Annotated in this window: 14 protein-coding genes; all 14 read left to right on the plus strand. The window is 52.6% G+C overall.

The window, feature by feature from the left end; all coding sequences use genetic code 11:
- Positions 1–1,317 precede the first annotated feature (1,317 nt).
- The 14 genes from ABD971_RS15115 (at position 1,318) to ABD971_RS15175 (ending at position 15,783) form a co-directional block, all read left to right on the plus strand.
- Positions 1,318–2,205, plus strand: coding sequence for a sugar nucleotide-binding protein (locus ABD971_RS15115; RefSeq protein ID WP_345323399.1), 888 nt, complete (start codon positions 1,318–1,320; stop codon positions 2,203–2,205).
- Positions 2,206–2,330: 125 nt separating this feature from the next.
- Complete coding sequence (rfbA, locus tag ABD971_RS15120; protein ID WP_345323401.1) at positions 2,331–3,203, plus strand: glucose-1-phosphate thymidylyltransferase RfbA; 873 nt, start codon at positions 2,331–2,333, stop codon at positions 3,201–3,203.
- Positions 3,204–3,297: 94 nt separating this feature from the next.
- Positions 3,298–4,761, plus strand: a complete 1,464-nt coding sequence (locus ABD971_RS15125; RefSeq protein ID WP_345323403.1) for a flippase — start codon at positions 3,298–3,300, stop codon at positions 4,759–4,761.
- A gap of 68 nt (positions 4,762–4,829) precedes the next feature.
- Positions 4,830–5,468: a CatB-related O-acetyltransferase gene (locus tag ABD971_RS15130; RefSeq protein WP_345323405.1), complete on the plus strand. Its 639-nt coding sequence runs from the start codon at positions 4,830–4,832 to the stop codon at positions 5,466–5,468.
- A 16-nt stretch (positions 5,469–5,484) separates the two neighbouring features.
- A complete protein-coding gene (locus ABD971_RS15135) occupies positions 5,485–6,537 on the plus strand; it encodes a class I SAM-dependent methyltransferase (protein ID WP_345323407.1) in 1,053 nt (350 codons plus the stop codon).
- A gap of 13 nt (positions 6,538–6,550) precedes the next feature.
- Positions 6,551–7,588: a glycosyltransferase gene (locus ABD971_RS15140; protein ID WP_345323409.1), complete on the plus strand. Its 1,038-nt coding sequence runs from the start codon at positions 6,551–6,553 to the stop codon at positions 7,586–7,588.
- The gene (locus ABD971_RS15145) at positions 7,579–8,640 is read left to right on the plus strand and encodes a glycosyltransferase (RefSeq protein WP_345323411.1); all 1,062 of its coding nucleotides are present in this window, start codon (positions 7,579–7,581) and stop codon (positions 8,638–8,640) included. The genes ABD971_RS15140 and ABD971_RS15145 overlap by 10 nt, the downstream gene beginning before the upstream one ends.
- On the plus strand, positions 8,637–9,473 hold the full coding sequence (locus tag ABD971_RS15150) for an FkbM family methyltransferase (protein ID WP_345323412.1): 837 nt from the start codon (positions 8,637–8,639) through the stop codon (positions 9,471–9,473). The genes ABD971_RS15145 and ABD971_RS15150 overlap by 4 nt, the downstream gene beginning before the upstream one ends.
- Before the next feature lie 496 nt (positions 9,474–9,969).
- Complete coding sequence (locus ABD971_RS36070; RefSeq protein ID WP_425571314.1) at positions 9,970–10,233, plus strand: DapH/DapD/GlmU-related protein; 264 nt, start codon at positions 9,970–9,972, stop codon at positions 10,231–10,233.
- Positions 10,230–11,369 carry a glycosyltransferase family 4 protein gene (locus tag ABD971_RS15155; RefSeq protein WP_345323413.1) on the plus strand — a complete coding sequence of 380 codons (1,140 nt, stop codon included), beginning with the start codon at positions 10,230–10,232 and terminating at the stop codon, positions 11,367–11,369. Before ABD971_RS36070 ends, ABD971_RS15155 begins: the two co-directional genes overlap by 4 nt.
- 7 nt (positions 11,370–11,376) lie before the next feature.
- Positions 11,377–12,114 carry a class I SAM-dependent methyltransferase gene (locus ABD971_RS15160; protein WP_345323415.1) on the plus strand — a complete coding sequence of 246 codons (738 nt, stop codon included), beginning with the start codon at positions 11,377–11,379 and terminating at the stop codon, positions 12,112–12,114.
- A gap of 158 nt (positions 12,115–12,272) precedes the next feature.
- Positions 12,273–13,103 (plus strand): glycosyltransferase family 2 protein, encoded by an 831-nt coding sequence (locus tag ABD971_RS15165; RefSeq protein WP_345323417.1) that lies wholly within the window; start codon positions 12,273–12,275, stop codon positions 13,101–13,103.
- A gap of 83 nt (positions 13,104–13,186) precedes the next feature.
- Positions 13,187–14,374: a glycosyltransferase family 4 protein gene (locus ABD971_RS15170; protein ID WP_345323419.1), complete on the plus strand. Its 1,188-nt coding sequence runs from the start codon at positions 13,187–13,189 to the stop codon at positions 14,372–14,374.
- On the plus strand, positions 14,368–15,783 hold the full coding sequence (locus ABD971_RS15175) for an O-antigen ligase family protein (RefSeq protein WP_345323421.1): 1,416 nt from the start codon (positions 14,368–14,370) through the stop codon (positions 15,781–15,783). Before ABD971_RS15170 ends, ABD971_RS15175 begins: the two co-directional genes overlap by 7 nt.
- Positions 15,784–15,815: the final 32 nt, after the last annotated feature.

Consider the following 15,815-nt stretch of genomic DNA (forward strand, 5'->3'; position numbering starts at 1 on the left):
AAGATCATCACAGCGAATCGACGTGAAAACCGGTCGAAACACCACAATGATCATATACTAGAGGTCGAACGGGCCCTCAAGGCCTCGTTCGGGTGAGGGCCGTCCGCGCAACTTCCCCGTGGCCACAGCCGTGCCATCGCCCTCGCACGCCACCGCTATTGGCCTATCCCAAAATTCCCAAGTCCCCGAAAGCCGTCCACGACATGTTGACTTACTGAGCCGCGACGCGTCAGCGGCCGGGCCCCACGTACGCCCCATTATCTTACGGCCCACGGCCCCGCGGCGCATCTTCATCATCATCCCCCGCCAGGATCCGAAAGTCTCCACGACTTCCGCTACGCCCACTCCCCCATCATTTTTCAATTTACAATTGTCAATTTAACTTTTTCAATTCTCCTCCCCGTCCTCCTCCCTCTCTCCAACGACGACTGAACAAGCTAGCCGCCATGGAGATTAGCGAGGCCTCGCACCCCTTCACCCGTGACTAACGACCAGACCGCCACCATAAAAGCGATCGTATCATCCTCAATCGGCAGTCTCTCTCCTACCTGCCAGCACAGCCGCTCGAAGCGGACACCGCCCCCGCTCCCCCAGCCGTCTCCCCACGGCCCCGCGGCGCATCGTCGTCATCATCCCCCGTCGGGATCCGAAAGTCTCCACGACTTCCGCTACGCCCCCCATCATTTTTCAATTTACAATTGTCAATTTAACTTTTTCAATCCGCTCCCCATCTCCCCATCTCCCCATCTCCCCATCTCCGTGTCTCCGTGTCTCCGTGTCTCCCCCTCTCCGTGTCTCCGTGTCTCCGTGTCTCCGTGTCTCCCTCCCCCCCACTCCCTAACCCGCCTCTAGCGTCCAGCGACTCACCGCTAGCCGCTTCCTCAAAAATTAATACTGCTACAACCCTACTAAACCCCTGATAACGAATTAGATTACTGCAACTTGGTAGCCGCATCCTTGTCAGGACGAGGCGGCTGAGTCAGGATACTTTTCGCAGACCGGAAATTGCGATCGATGGTTGGAACAATCAAACTCCGCCGGCATTTTCCGAACGGTCCGTAGCGGATCTTGCTAAAGATCCTGGGGTAGGCGTTCCCCGCCGAGGGAACGCTCTGTAGCACCCACAATTACAACCATTCAGCCCGCTTGAATTCCAGACAGCAGCGCGTCGCAAGACGCCAGGATTCAAGCTAAAACCGAAACCGCGGCAGGGTGAGTGTCACCCACGTGGACGAAGTCCGCGCGGACTTCGGCTAACAATCAGCTGCGACAATTCAAAAAACACCGTCAGATCATCTTTTTAACTAGAATATCGTCTTGATCTTACTCTTAGGCTCAACCGGCTACGTTGGCTCAGCGTTTCAAAGTCGGCTCGATGAACTCGCCCTTCCCTACCAAGCGCTCTCACGCAAGCATACGGACTATACGAATCGTGACACCTTGATCGGTTTGATCCGTGAATCCAATGCTAGGTTCTTGATCAACTCCGCAGGTTACACCGGCAAGCCAAACGTCGACGCGGCCGAAACTGACAAAGCAGAGTGCCTAGATGGAAACGCGGTTTTGCCAGGTACGATTCGCAGCGCTTGTGAAGCAACCGGCATCGCCTGGGGACATGTTTCATCAGGTTGCATCTATACTGGACGTCGTACCGACGGCGCCGGTTTTAGAGAATCGGATCCCCCTAACTTTTCGTTTCGAACCAACAATTGCAGTTGGTACTCGGGCTGCAAGGCATTGGGCGAAGAGGTTCTCGCAGACGCGGAAAACACATTCATCTGGCGATTGAGAATTCCGTTTAACAATCACGACTCGCCTCGCAATTATCTTTCGAAATTAGTCCGCTACGATCGTTTGCTCGAAGCCGAAAACTCAATTTCCCATTTAGATGAATTCGTAGATGCCTGTATTAGGTGTTGGCAACAGCGGGTTCCGTTTGGCACGTACAACGTGACCAACACCGGCAGCGTCACAACAAGAAAAGTGACGCAACTTATCCGAGAGCACTTGCTACCCGAAAAAGTGTACGACTTTTTCGCCAGCGAGGACGAATTTATGCAGGTCGCAGCCAAGACTCCGCGATCGAATTGCGTAATGGACAATCGCAAACTGCTATCGACCGGCATTGAGATGCGCAGCGTCGAAGACGCTATAATCGACAGCCTGCGCAATTGGCAAAGCAAGCAAGTTTCAACAAGTTCCTAGCGAACGGTCTGCCCGGCCTTTTGTGCCAGTTCTTACCCACACCAAGCGTGTCTCGTGACTGTCAGCCGTCAACTAGCTCCTGCCAACTACCGACTCTCCTTCTCTCTGCCAACTAAGCTGTTCCCATGAAAGGCATTATTCTCGCCGGAGGTGCAGGCACTCGCCTACATCCAATTACTCGCGCGGTCAGCAAGCAGCTGATTCCGGTTTACGACAAACCGATGATTTACTACCCGCTCAGCACGCTGATGCTCGCCGGTATCCGCGACATCCTAATCATTTCAACGCCACATGATTTGCCAGTGTTCGAGCGTTTGTTCGGGGATGGAAGTGAGCTGGGACTAAACTTCAGTTATGCAGAACAACCTCGCCCCGAAGGACTCGCTCAAGCCTTCATCATCGGCGCTGACTTTGTCGGCAATGATCGAGTCGCCTTGGTGCTTGGGGACAACATCTTTTACGGGCAAGGGTTTCGAAAAACATTGGCGGCAGCCGCATCGCAAGAAAACGGCGCGACCATTTTCGGGTACCAAGTCACTGACCCCGAGCGTTACGGTGTGGCCGAATTTGATGAAGCCGGCAAAGTCATCAGCATCGAAGAAAAGCCTGCCAAGCCAAAATCCAACTACGCAGTCCCGGGACTTTATTTCTACGACAACGACGTTCTAGAAATTGCCGCCAACCTAAAACCGTCGCCTCGAGGCGAACTTGAAATCACCGCGGTCAATGAAGCCTACCTGCGACGCGGCGACCTACACGCCGAAGTGTTCTCTCGCGGATTTGCATGGCTCGACACCGGCACTAAAGACAGTCTCTTGGATGCGTGCAACTTCGTCGCGGCGGTTGAAAAGCGACAAGGACTCAAGATCGCCTGTTTAGAAGAGATCGCCTTCGAGCAACAGTTCATCAATGACGCCCAACTCCGAACTCTCGCCGAGTCTTACCGAAACGATTATGGCGACTATCTGACGTCTATCTCAGCGCGAACCAGACACTAATGCATTCAGGAACCAGTGCATTTTGTATTTAAGAATGGCTGCAGTGCCCCAACATGCAGTTTCGCCTGAACTCATTCGATCGATTGCCTGAGCAATGAGCATCAAGAGAAACTCAGCTTACAACCTAATCGGAACCATTATTCCCCTAGCGACGTCGTTAGTCACCGTTCCGCTATATCTCAGATTGATTGGCCCCGATCGATATGGCGTTCTAGCGATTGTTTGGTTGCTTACGGGATACTTTGGCTTCTTTGACCTAGGGCTTGGCCATGCGGTGACCAACCGGATCGCTATCACCAAGGGCGAAACGGACCACGACTCGACTAAGGTTATTTGCACTGCATTGTGGACGACCATTGTTGTTGGAGTAGCTGCAGGCGTCTTGCTCTGGATCTGCGGATTTATTCTCTTTTCAAGCGTCATTGAAGCAAATCAAGACATTAGGTCAGAAAGTCTGGGGGCACTTCCTTGGATTGCGATCGGCTTGCCCTTCATCTTGTCAGTCAGCATACCCCAAGGTGTGCTTGCCGGCTACGAACGATTCCTTTCTCTTAACATCATTAAAGTTTTGACCGGGGCACTGATTCAGATTGCACCGCTTCTCGTTGCTTACCAACTTGGACCAAACATGGGTAACCTTGTAGCAGCGGTTGTTGTCGTCAAACTACTCAGCGGACTGGGCGCTTCCCTCCTTTGCTGGAAGTATATTCGCATCGATCAGCTAGCATGGTGGAACAAAACCGAGCTTAAAAGCCTTTTCAAATTTGGCGGCTGGCTGACCGTCAGCAATGTCATTGGCCCACTGATGGTGACTTTTGATCGCATCGTCATCGGAGCGATCGCTGGGCCAACTGCCGTTGCTTACTACACAGTCCCCTATGGCTTGGCTTTTCGAATAATGGTATTCCCCGCCAGCACATGCAGTGCTGCGTTTCCAAAACTTTCGGCTGTCGGCGAGGCGGAGCAAAATCAGATTTCTAGGCAGTTACTTAAATTGCTTGCGTCTGTTATTACGCCGCTTACCGTGGCTGGAATGCTTATCATGCGACCCTTCTTGTTCGTTTGGGTTGGCGAGGATTTCAGCGATCGTGCCGCGATGATCGGAGAAGTCATTTCCATTGGAATTTGGGCGACGTGTTTTGCGGTGGTGCCCCTAACCGTTCTTCAATCAAGAGGGCGCACCGACATCACCGCGAAACTACATCTTTGTCAACTGATTCCCTACTTAGCACTGATGCTGTTGATGACATGTTACTTCGGTGCAGTTGGCGCAGCGCTGATCTGGGCAGTGCGTTGCTGGGTCGATGCATGGCTGCATTTCCATTTCAGCGAAACACCAATCGATACAACTTTTGCTAAGCACGTAGCAGTGCTGGCTTCAACCCTCGCACTTGTGCTGTCGTTTTCTTCTATGGATCCTGTGTCGCTGTTGTCGCGGCTTGCATTCGCAATATTCGCTGTTGCTGTACTTTCGAAGGAAATCCTCAGTTTCCTGGCACGGTTTTCTTTCCTTCCATGGAACCACAAACTCGTCGAGCCAAAGCCCTGGGTACGCTGAGCGTGCCGACTTTCCAGCAGTCCTTTTCGACGCATTTACGTTTTTGGCTGTAAGGGAATTTCTAAATCATGCTCATCAGACGCTTCCGCAGAATGCTCACACGCCGCTTCGGTAGGGCTCCAAAGTTTAGGTGGACTCGGGAGCAAGAAAATTTGCGAGGCTATGAGATCGGGTCCTGGACGTACGGTTCACCGGCCGTCTTTGACTGGGGGGAAGGGTCTCGACTTAGTATTGGTAAATTTTGTTCAATCGCGGATGGGGTGAAAATTTTCTTAGGCGGCGAGCATCGAGTGGACTGGGCTTCCACCTACCCCTTTAACATCCTTTGGGATGGAAGCAGTTCGGTTGTTGGTCACCCCAGCTCAAAGGGCGATGTCAGGATAGGAAACGATGTTTGGATTGCCACTGACTCAGTGATTCTCTCCGGAGTTTCGATTGGTGACGGAGCCGTGATTGGTGCACGTTCCGTTGTTGCTAGGAATGTCGCCCCCTACTCCATTGTGGTCGGCAACCCGGCAAAAGAACTGCGAAAACGTTTTAGCGACACTGATATTTCCAGACTCTTGGCGATGAAGTGGTGGGAGCTTCCCGACGATCAAATCGCAACGATCGCGCCGCATTTGCAGGACGCTGATCTAGAGTCCCTCTTTAAGAAACTAGAAGAGTTGGCGAATGGATCGTATGACGCATCTAGCGGGTCTCGATAAAGAAAGAGGAGCGACGATGCTTGACTCTAATTCCGTGACGAATAGTTGGCCACCAGAAGGCCTGCTGGAAATTCCAGAATGCCCCGCGTGCGGCTCTGGAACGAGGAAGCCCCTACACTCTGATCTGACGGACGTGGTTTTCCGATGCGCGCCAGGTTTCTGGCAACTTGTCAGCTGCGTCGATTGCGGAACAGCTTACCTGAAAACGCGTCCCACAGAAGACACTTTACATCTCGCATATTCGAACTACTACACACACCAAATCGGTGGCACCAGTCAAACTGATCTTAAGGGGATTCGTTTAGCGAAAAGAATCATTTCCAATGGCTATCAAAATGCACGGTTCGGCGCGAGGTTATCCCCATCGTCACGCCTAGGCGGTCTACTACGGGCATTACCCTGTACGAAAGCCATCGACCTGAAATGGAGATTTCTTCCAAAGACGCAGGGGCGAGTGCTCGATTACGGTTGTGGGGATGGTGCATTTTTAACGCGAGCCAAAAACGCTGGCTGGGATGTCATTGGAACGGATTTGGATTCGGTCTGTGTCGAAAACGGAATCGCCAAAGGATTGGACATTCGGCTGGGTGGCACTGAACTGCTCTCCTCATTCGATCAATCGTTCGACGCGGTCACATGCTCGCATGTAATCGAACATGTCCCAGATCCTTCTGACGTCATTTCGCACTTTTTCCGAATTCTGCGTCCAGGCGGGAGACTGTTCATCGACACTCCGAATATTAACGCGTTCGGCCATCAGATTTATGGCAGGCACTGGCGTGGGCTAGAAGCCCCGCGACACCTGACCATTTTCAATTGGAAATCGCTTGAATCGATGATTACTCGCGCCGGTTTCATATCGGTCAAACGCCGGGTTCGCGATGACGTTTTTGGTGGAATGATGGCTAAGAGCGAGCTAATCACCGCCGGGCATGACTGTGAAGATCCTTCCGCCATTGCTCGGTGCAGAAAGCCAAGCCTGCTTCGTAGGCTTGCCCAAAGACTCAGCTATCATAGCAGCGAATTTGTCACGTTGACCGCGCGCAAGCCGGAGCTTTCGGATGCCTAGGATCTCGATTGCTATGTCAACGTACAACGGTGAAAAGTTTCTCCGTGAACAACTTGATAGCCTCGCTGCGCAGACTTGCCTGCCACTAGAATTGGTTGTTGGCGATGACCGTTCGACGGACAATACAGTTGCGATCCTTGAGTCCTTTGCCGCAACCGCGCCATTCCCGGTTTCAATCTCGGTGAATGAAAAGAACCTTGGCTTTGCAGACAACTTCTTAGCGACCGCGTCACGGTGTAAGGGTGACTGGGTTGCGTTTTGCGACCAGGACGACGTATGGCTTCCCAACCGAATCGCTGACGCCGCGAGCGAAGTCGAGCGAGGCGATGAAGACCTTATGCTCGTCGTTCAGGCAGCAGAATTAGTCGATGCGTCGCTAAACAAAACCGGTCGACGATTGCCGGATATCCGCCGCAGACGGATCGTGCCGCCCAATGGACACTATGGATTCTGGCAAATTGCTGGATTCTCACAGACAGTTCGATCCAAACTGCTGAGCGAATTTGATTGGTCCAATCGCCCAATAAGCGAACACCCCTGTTTTCGCTGGCAGCCCCACGACAAATGGGCATGCATGCTCGCCAACGCACTTGGCAAAACCGCCTACCTTCCCCAAGTGGCCGCCCTGTACCGGCGTCACGAATCGACCGTGACCGGTGATTACGAACGACAGTCTCTGACCAACAAGATCGCAACAGCCTCAACGGCTGGCGAGGACCAATATCGCTTCCTGCAACGCGTCGCACATGAGTCTCGCGATACGTTACTTCGACTAAGCGAAGCGACAACGGATGCTACCATGAAACGACGGCTAGTAAATGGGGCTGAGGCTTACAATCGACTCGCCATAATACAGCTTGCCAGGGCCGATATACACGGCTGTCAATCGCTCGGCAAACGCCTGTCCAAACTTGCTGGCAACATTAAAAGCGGCGTCTATTTTGGATCGCCGTTTACCGCACGGGGGCTTAGCAGTCTAGCAAAAGACATTTCCGTTGCGTTAGGAAAGTCCCGCGTACCGTCGGAGAACGCATCACAAACATGCGACTAACAATCGTGCTTGAGTCATGGGGCACGGGTGGTACCGAACAATACGTAGACGCCCTGTACCGGACCCTCAAGGCGAGCCAACCTAGCACTCATATCTCACTGATTCTCTTAGACGGCGTCCCACCGTCGCTCGACTGGGCGGATGAAACTAAAACGCTAGGAATTAGCAGCCGATCGGAGAGACGAATATTCGCCAACGCCATTGCCGACACAAAGTCTGACATCTGCCACCTACACTTGTACACGTCAATGCTTCGGGTAGCCAAAATGGTGCGTCGTCAAACAGCGAGTCGATTAGTCACTACCTTCCATTCTCCAATATCCCAATGGAACTTCCGACATCGCTTGAAATTCAGGTTGGCAGTACACAAATGCGATGTAGTGATTGGCGCTTCAGACTTCACAGCCAATCAGCTTCAACGCTGGCGAAGTGACACAATTTCAGCACCACCTCCCATCACCTCCGATGCGACTGCTTCCGCCCAGCGTTCCACTCCGCCGACAAGCAATTTTAAAGTTTGCGGCCTCGGGCGACTTGCGACAGAGAAAAGCTGGGAAACACTGATCGATGCCATTGCTGCGGTTCACAGCAACCGTACAGTGCGGCTCGACCTGATCGGGGAGGGTCCACTGCGTGCAAAGCTGCAGTCCCAAATCAATGCCCTTGGTGTAAGCGACCGAATCACTCTCAGAGGACGCCTTGAACATTCAGCCGCTTTGACAGCAGTCGCAACAGCCGACCTATTTGTGCTACCGTCAAAATTCGAAGGGTTTGGGATGGCTGCGGTCGAGGCCATGATGCTTGGCGTGCCTGTCATCACCTCCGACTTCCCCGCATCGCATGAGTTCATCAAGGACGGCATTACAGGACACCACTTTCCGATTGGCGATGCGGATGCATTGGCCAGAACGATCATTTGGCATATGCAGAATCCAACAGAGTCGCTCGCGATGGCCGAAGCTGGACAACGTGTTGCGCTGATTCACTATCAGCCTGAGCGAATTGCCAAGATCCACCTTGACCTTTACCTAGATTGCATGAGCATAGCATGAAATTGACTCTAGCCGAACGCTTGATGCGCAAAACGACAATCCAATACGCATGGCTCAAGAGCAAGTGCACGCACGGATTTCACACGCAGTTTGCAGGCGAAAGCGTGACATTCTGCGAAGGCAGTGTCATTTCCCTGGGAAGTGCATCCCTGCCCAAACACAGCCACCGAAACCGAATCGTACGCGATGCCGATTGGATTCAGCAAATGGCGGTGACGGCTTGGCTGGAGGCGAATCCAACAGCCAAAACATTCGTTGACGTGGGTGCATTTCATGGATACTACGCAATTTCTATTGGCAAGCACCTGGCCAAACGAGGCGGTAAAGTCGTGGCAGTAGAACCCGACCCCAAAAACTTTGAACTGCTTGTCCAATCCGTCGCCATGAACGGGCTCGAAGAAACGGTTCACTGCGTAGACGTGGGCTGCAGCGATCACGATGGCGAAATGTTTTTTCAGCCGAAAAGTGCCCAAGGCTCGCTCAGCGACACCAAGGGCGAAGATGGGATTCCAGTACGAATCGCGACACTTGATTCAATTCTCGGGACACTGGGAATTACCGAGCCAATTGATTGTTTAATGGTAGACGTCGAAGGTGCTGAGTTGCCAGTGATGCAAGGCTGCAATCCGGAACGCATTGCGAACGCCGAACTGTTTATAGAACTCCACCCGTATGCCTGGAAAGACATGGGGTACACTGCTGCTGATCTCGAGGCCTACCTACTTGAACACAACCGAATTTGCGTGGACATGTTCCATCGAGTTCATCAGCGTTTTGAGGCTGACCCATGGTTTCCAAACTACATTGGACCAACCAAGTGGATTCAGCGTTAGGGTTTGCCCCAAGCTGGCAGACAGAAGGGACTGATAACGAGTGCGAATTCGTTGCCGCCAGATGTCGCTTGCAACATGCCCATTCTTCGCTTGCTTCGCAACGGCGGATCGCGTGGAAGAGTCAGTTCAAATACTGACCTACCAGACATCAACGAGCGGATTGGCATAAGCCTGCAAACCAAATTGCGATTCCTCTCCCGCTTCCATCCTGCACCATGTCACCATGAACCTGCGAACCTTCCAAGAGTACGTCCTGCGAGAAATCCCAATTCATTTAATTGGCATGGCGACGTGTGTCCTTCCGGACCACCCCTTTTTCTGTCGCGTCCGTGGATGGCTGGCCAAACCATTTTTTGGCCGATGCGGGAAAAACTTTCAATTCGGAAGATCCGTTCGCTTCATGCGGCCCAACTCGATTTTCATCGGGGACGATGTCTATATAGCCGAAGGGTGCTGGGCGAGTGGTGAAGCAGGGCTAACGATCGATGACGAGGTCATGTTTGGACCGCGCTGCGTTGTCGTGACGACGCATCACGGTCGAAAAAAGGGGTCGTTCCGTCATGCCCAAGGAAAACGAGCCCCAATCCATATAGGCAAGGGCAGCTGGCTGGGCGCGTATGCCGTGCTTACGCCAGGAACAACCATTGGCAATGGTTGTTTGATTGGTGCGAATACGGTGGTCTCCGGAACGGTTCCAGACGGCCACTTAGTAAAGAACGCAGCACCCCAAACCATTCCACTGCCTCCCCAGCCTTCATGAAAATATTGCACGTCGACCGATCCGCTGCGCTGTCGATTTGGAATGTCGTGGAAAACATTTCCAACGACCTACCCGAAGAAGTCGATGTCGTCGGATGCCGTGTCCACGGGTACGCCAGCGGTGTACCCGACATGCAGTTCCACGGGCGCATTCGAGGCATCGACCTGGATCTCCCGAAACAGTCGGTGCCAATCCTATCGAGACTGCACCGCAGCATTGCATTGGTTCGCCAACTAAGATCCATCATCCGTGACGAACAACCAGATATCGTGCACTTGCATTTTGCGGTACCAGGCAACCTAGCTGCTTTCACCACCAAATGGCTATCGCCAAAGCGACCCAAATTAGTCATCACTCGCCACGAACTTTATGGATCGATGAATGCCGTATTGCGTGCTGGCGTTAAAGTCACCCAACGACATGCTGATGCGGTAGTTTACATCTCGCGTACCGTTGCAAAATCCTACGGCGAACCGACCAACACTGACGGAAGTCAAAAAAACTTGCGCAGATCCGTCATCTACAACGGACTGAACATCGACTCCATCACGGCGAGTGCAGACCGCGCCGGCGCGAGGACGCCACAACAATTGGTTTCTGTTGGGCGATTGGCGCCGGTCAAGGGACACCGGATGGTTATTGAAGCACTACCAGAATTGGCCAAGTCGTTCCCTCTGATTCGTTATACGATCATCGGTGAAGGCAACGAACGCGAGAACTTAATGTCACTAGCCCACCGACTGGGAGTCTCGAAGCGTGTCCACCTCCTGGGCTGGCTTTCGCATGCGGATGCGATCGCGGAAATGGCACGGTCGGCTGCCGTCATCATGCCAACACGTGACAACGAAGGTTTCGGACTTGCGTTGGTTGAAGCCGTCCTGTCTGGCTCGCCAGTAGTTGCCAGCACCATCCCTGTTTTCAAAGAAATTGCGAACAGAGGTATCCGAGGAATCCATTTTTTCACCAACAATGATGTGGCCTCTTTGGCAAAGGCAGTCACCAAGGTCCTTGCGCAACCGATGGCCCCAGACGCGATAGCGAATTCGCGAGAGCAAGTCAGAAAAGAGTTCTCGGCCAAAGAAATGAGCCGTCACTATTTCGCCATCTACCAACAAACCATCAGTCAAGGTCGATAAACTTACGATGACGACTGAACCAACCTCAAAAGCCGTCAACTTACGTGACATCTCCACACAACTGGGTGATAAGGAAGCCGCGTTACGCAACTGTCTTTACGCGACGTTGCTAGAAGCGATCACCGGCGACACGCCCACGCAATCCTTCAGTGTCTTAGACATTGGCTGCGGTCGCGGCGAAATGATGCAGATGCTTCGCGAACAGGGCCACCAATGTGTTGGCGTCGACATGGAACCCGAATGCGTCAGGATGGCGAGCCAGTACGGAGAAACCCATCTAGGCACATTCGATACTCTCGAGTCAACTATCAGCGATCGACCTTTTGATGTTGTTCTTTCATCCCATGTGTTGGAACATGTTGACCACCCACTGGCCTGCCTTCAACAAGCCATGCGAGTCAGAGCCAATCGATTTGTATTCGCGGTACCAAATGTTCTGCGGAGCATTCGGCTCGTTCGGGCCATCTTTGGCAATCCCAAGGCGGATCATCCAACCCATGTTTACGGTTGGACGCAGCCAGAACTGACAGCGTTAATGGACCGTGCAGGGTTCGACTGTGCGGAATGGTACCAAGACCGCGTGACAATCAATCCGTTTGCGGGTTCGCTAGGAACCAAACTAACGAAGATACTATCTCCGATAGAAACTCGTTTGCTCCCCAGACTTTTTCCGATGCTGTCCTCCTCGCTAATTGTCGGTTGCACTAAAAAAACACCTGGACCGCAAAATCCCCAATCAGCATAGCCCCTCCGCAAATTGGCCCATATCGCTTTGCCCCATGCGAATACTCCCCTTCTTATGGCCGGTGTGCGGTACGATCCTAAAAGATATCGTTTTAGCCACCTCAGTACATAAAGTTTGAGCGGACCAGATTGGCCGCTTCTGATGCGCACGGAAATTTGATGACGCCTCCGACGGACGAGACAGCACGACAGAAAACGACCGCCATCGTTACTGTTTACAACGAAACGCAATGGATTCGGGCGGCGGTGGATAGCCTGTTAGAACAGTCGAACCGCAACCTCGAGATCCTGATCATTGATGATGGGTCCGATGACGGGACTGGGGAGATTTTGGACTCTTACACCGATCCGCGAATCCGCGTGATTCACGCGGATCGAATGGGACGAGCGGCGGCGCTGGCCATGGCGGTCCGAGAAGCTCGCGGGGACTATGTCGCCAATTTGGATGCGGATGATGTGGCTTACCCGAATCGGATCGCTGATCAGGTCGCATTCCTGGAATCGCATCCGGATCACGCTTGGGTCGGTGGCGGTGAGGACCGGCAGGACAGCCAACGTGATGAACACTATGTCCGACTGTACCCGCAGACCGATGCGGAAATTCGGCGTATGTCGGCCAAGTGCATTCCCTACTGCCACAGCGCGATTATGTTTCGCCGCAGCCTGCTGGACGAAGGTATCAACTATGACCCGAAACAACCTTACTTGATCGACTTTGAATTCTTCTTGCGAGTGGCGGCGAAACACAAGGTCGCCAACCTGCCCTACGCGGTTGTGATGCGGCGGGCTCACGGCAAAAGTTTTTTCCAGCGTTCGTTTAAAGTCCGTGACCAAAATCGCGAACTGTCACGGCTATGCCGGATCGCGCGGCGACAGTTCGGGTTGCCGCTATGGATGGAAGCCTACCCCGCCGCTCGTACAATTTATCCGATGATCCCCAATCTTCTGAAGGCACCAATCCGAAGAACACTCGGCTTGAAAGAAGACTAATTGCGCTCAATCATGCCTTACCGACTTCGATTTCACCCCAAAACGCAGCTTGCTTTCCCAACCCTCCGTCGGCCATCTATTTCGTGAGCACTAAAGTCGTTCTTGTAGAAAGCTATCCTCAAGTGATTGCAGGGCAACAGCTTGAAATGCTGTCATTGCTATCGCACTCCGCAGATGCTGGAGTAACCCCGATAGTCATGGTACCTGCACCGGGAATGTTCGTTGATCGATTGATGGATGAGGGATGGAATGTTCGGACAATACCATACCCTGAATCGCTCACCCGTTATGGCGGCGAGATTTATCGTGATGGGATCGGCAAACGCCTGTTTGTGCTACGCGACACCGTGAAGTATATTTCCTTGGTCCGCCGCGAGTTGAAATCGATTCGTCCTGCTGCGATTTTCCACAACGATCTGCGAGGCTTGTTGACGGTTGGTATCGCTGCAAAATCTCTTGGAATTCCCAACGTAATTTGGGACAAGCTTAACAAACCTCACGGAATACTCGACTGGTTTCAATTGCCACTGGTTCGACACAATCCGATGATCTCCAACCCGGTCGCGGAGAAATATCCAGCATGGCAACGGCGTTGGTATCGAGATCGCATATCCGTTGTGCCAGACGGCGTTGACTCCAATTGCTTTCAGTCGGTGGCCCCCATCCGAGATCAGCTTGGCTACCAAGAATCCGACGTAGTTTTCGGTATATTCGGGACGGTAACTCATCGAAAAGCACATGATGTGCTGCTCGATGCTGCGGCGCCTATTCTAAAGTCATCGGAGAATGCGAAAATTTTGGTGGTGGGAAGTTGGACTGATGCAGAGGAAGACGAAGCTTTTCAGCGTACCTTGAATGACCGGAATTTGCCTGGAATCCAATTCTTAGGCAGGCGTGATGACATCCCCAGATTGATGAATTCAATTGACGTGCTTGTAATTCCGTCGCGGATGGAAGGACTGGGCTTAGTCACCCTTGAGGCCATGGCGTGCGCCAAACCAGTCATCGGTTCTCGCATTGGCGGAATCGCCGAAGCGGTCGTCGACAATGAAACTGGATTGTTATTCGAGTCAGAAAACAGAGATGGGCTAAGACAAGCATTGCAGTCGATGATCAACGATCCTGCGATGAGGCGACAAATGGGCGAAGCCGGCCGACTTCGAGTCCAAACTCATTACAACCGCGAAGAAAAGATGAGAACGATCTGGAACCTGATTCTTGACGCTGCAGGTCGTGCACCTGATCCATTTTTCGAAGAACTGCCTTGTTAGAAGAATACCTGCTACCGATCGTGGCCGTCTCTTTGCTGTTGGGTGGGCCATTGCTGCTGCGAGGTGCTCAGCATCCTATCGTGTTTTTTTTTGCGGCGATCTTTTTTACGTCTATCTTGAAAACCCCCGAGTTGCCCGTAGTGCGTGAGAAATTTGCACTTACGGAAATTTGCATGCTGCTGACATGGCTGTTTTGGACCCAGATACCCAAAGCCTCGCTGCGCCGACCGACCGATCGTGTTGTTACGCCGCTTGGTATCGCGTTTATTGTTGCTTGCACACTCTCGGCTGTCTTCGGAATACTTCAACTAAAGGGACACCATGGATCGTTGACTCGAGTCTACGGTGCCGTTCTGGTTGAAGTGCTTAATTACGCCTATGGTGTGATGATTGTCTTGTCCACCGTTCGATTAATTGACCGATGGGAACGATTAACCGGAGCCGTTTTCGCGTGGCTCGCTGGAATGGCGGTGGCCTCGGTGGTCGGAACGATGGCGTTAGCCGGGATCGCTCCCTCGTTCGCATACGAAGAAGGGACACGCCGCATCTGTTCGACACTCCGCAATGAGAATCAAGTTCCCTCGATGATCCTGCCGCTAATCACGATCCCGATCATGTTGGCAGCTCACCGAAGATTAAACGCGATTCCTCGAGCGTTAATGCTTGCATTGACAGCCACGGCCTTCTTGGCGGCGCTGGGCACAGGCAGTCGCACCGCAGTGCTGATGCTAATCATCGCTGCGGCGGCGTTAATTGTGACCCTTTCCCAAGACTCAAGTTCTCACCGCTTGCTCAACCTTTCGCAACTCCGAACGCTCGCTTTGTCATTTATCGGTGCATTAGTGACATATTTCGTCATCGCCTGGGCTGCATTTGACGGAAACTATTCCCTCGTCCGAACTCCGTCTTGGCAGCGTCCGGCGGCACTATTAATCGAAGCTTATGATGGCAAGCGAGATCTTGATAACACACGTCCGAGGCAAATACGCGCAGCGATCGGTAAGTTTTGGGAATCGCCATTGTTGGGTACCGGCCCAAAACTCGGGGGACGCAAGGTGGGAGAAGAAATCCACAACACTTATGTAAGCTTGCTACTGGAAACGGGAATTGTAGGTCTGTTGCTTCACGTCAGCTTAATCATTCAAGCAACACTCTATTGCATGAGGGCAGTCAAACGGTGCCCGTATCATTGGTACAGGATGATGGGCACCGGCCTGCTGATCGGTATGCCTTTGCTATTTCTATACAACAACACCATGTTGGGACTTCGGCAAAGAAACATTTGGTTCCTGATCGGAATAATGTTTGCCTTTACAAATCTTGTGATGCTGCATGTTCCTGCTCCCATCGGAATGCGTTTGCCCCGTTGGCTACGTGTATGGCGCCCAGCAATTGTCGATGGCGAGTGACGCCTTTGATGATTATAGGGAAAGATAGCGAC

This window comes from Novipirellula rosea, assembly GCF_039541335.1.
GTDB classification, from domain to species: domain Bacteria; phylum Planctomycetota; class Planctomycetia; order Pirellulales; family Pirellulaceae; genus Novipirellula; species Novipirellula rosea.

What these genes read in the sequence shown, in the direction of transcription:
- ABD971_RS15165 (WP_345323417.1), top strand. Translation starts at nt 12,273, where the DNA reads ATGACGCCTCCGACGGACGAGACAGCACGACAGAAAACGACCGCCATC.
- ABD971_RS15140 (WP_345323409.1), top strand. Translation starts at nt 6,551, where the DNA reads ATGTCAACGTACAACGGTGAAAAGTTTCTCCGTGAACAACTTGATAGC.
- ABD971_RS15155 (WP_345323413.1), top strand. Translation starts at nt 10,230, where the DNA reads ATGAAAATATTGCACGTCGACCGATCCGCTGCGCTGTCGATTTGGAAT.
- ABD971_RS15160 (WP_345323415.1), top strand. Translation starts at nt 11,377, where the DNA reads ATGACGACTGAACCAACCTCAAAAGCCGTCAACTTACGTGACATCTCC.
- ABD971_RS15145 (WP_345323411.1), top strand. Translation starts at nt 7,579, where the DNA reads ATGCGACTAACAATCGTGCTTGAGTCATGGGGCACGGGTGGTACCGAA.
- ABD971_RS15135 (WP_345323407.1), top strand. Translation starts at nt 5,485, where the DNA reads ATGCTTGACTCTAATTCCGTGACGAATAGTTGGCCACCAGAAGGCCTG.
- ABD971_RS15130 (WP_345323405.1), top strand. Translation starts at nt 4,830, where the DNA reads ATGCTCATCAGACGCTTCCGCAGAATGCTCACACGCCGCTTCGGTAGG.
- ABD971_RS15125 (WP_345323403.1), top strand. Translation starts at nt 3,298, where the DNA reads ATGAGCATCAAGAGAAACTCAGCTTACAACCTAATCGGAACCATTATT.
- rfbA (WP_345323401.1), top strand. Translation starts at nt 2,331, where the DNA reads ATGAAAGGCATTATTCTCGCCGGAGGTGCAGGCACTCGCCTACATCCA.
- ABD971_RS15150 (WP_345323412.1), top strand. Translation starts at nt 8,637, where the DNA reads ATGAAATTGACTCTAGCCGAACGCTTGATGCGCAAAACGACAATCCAA.
- ABD971_RS36070 (WP_425571314.1), top strand. Translation starts at nt 9,970, where the DNA reads ATGTTTGGACCGCGCTGCGTTGTCGTGACGACGCATCACGGTCGAAAA.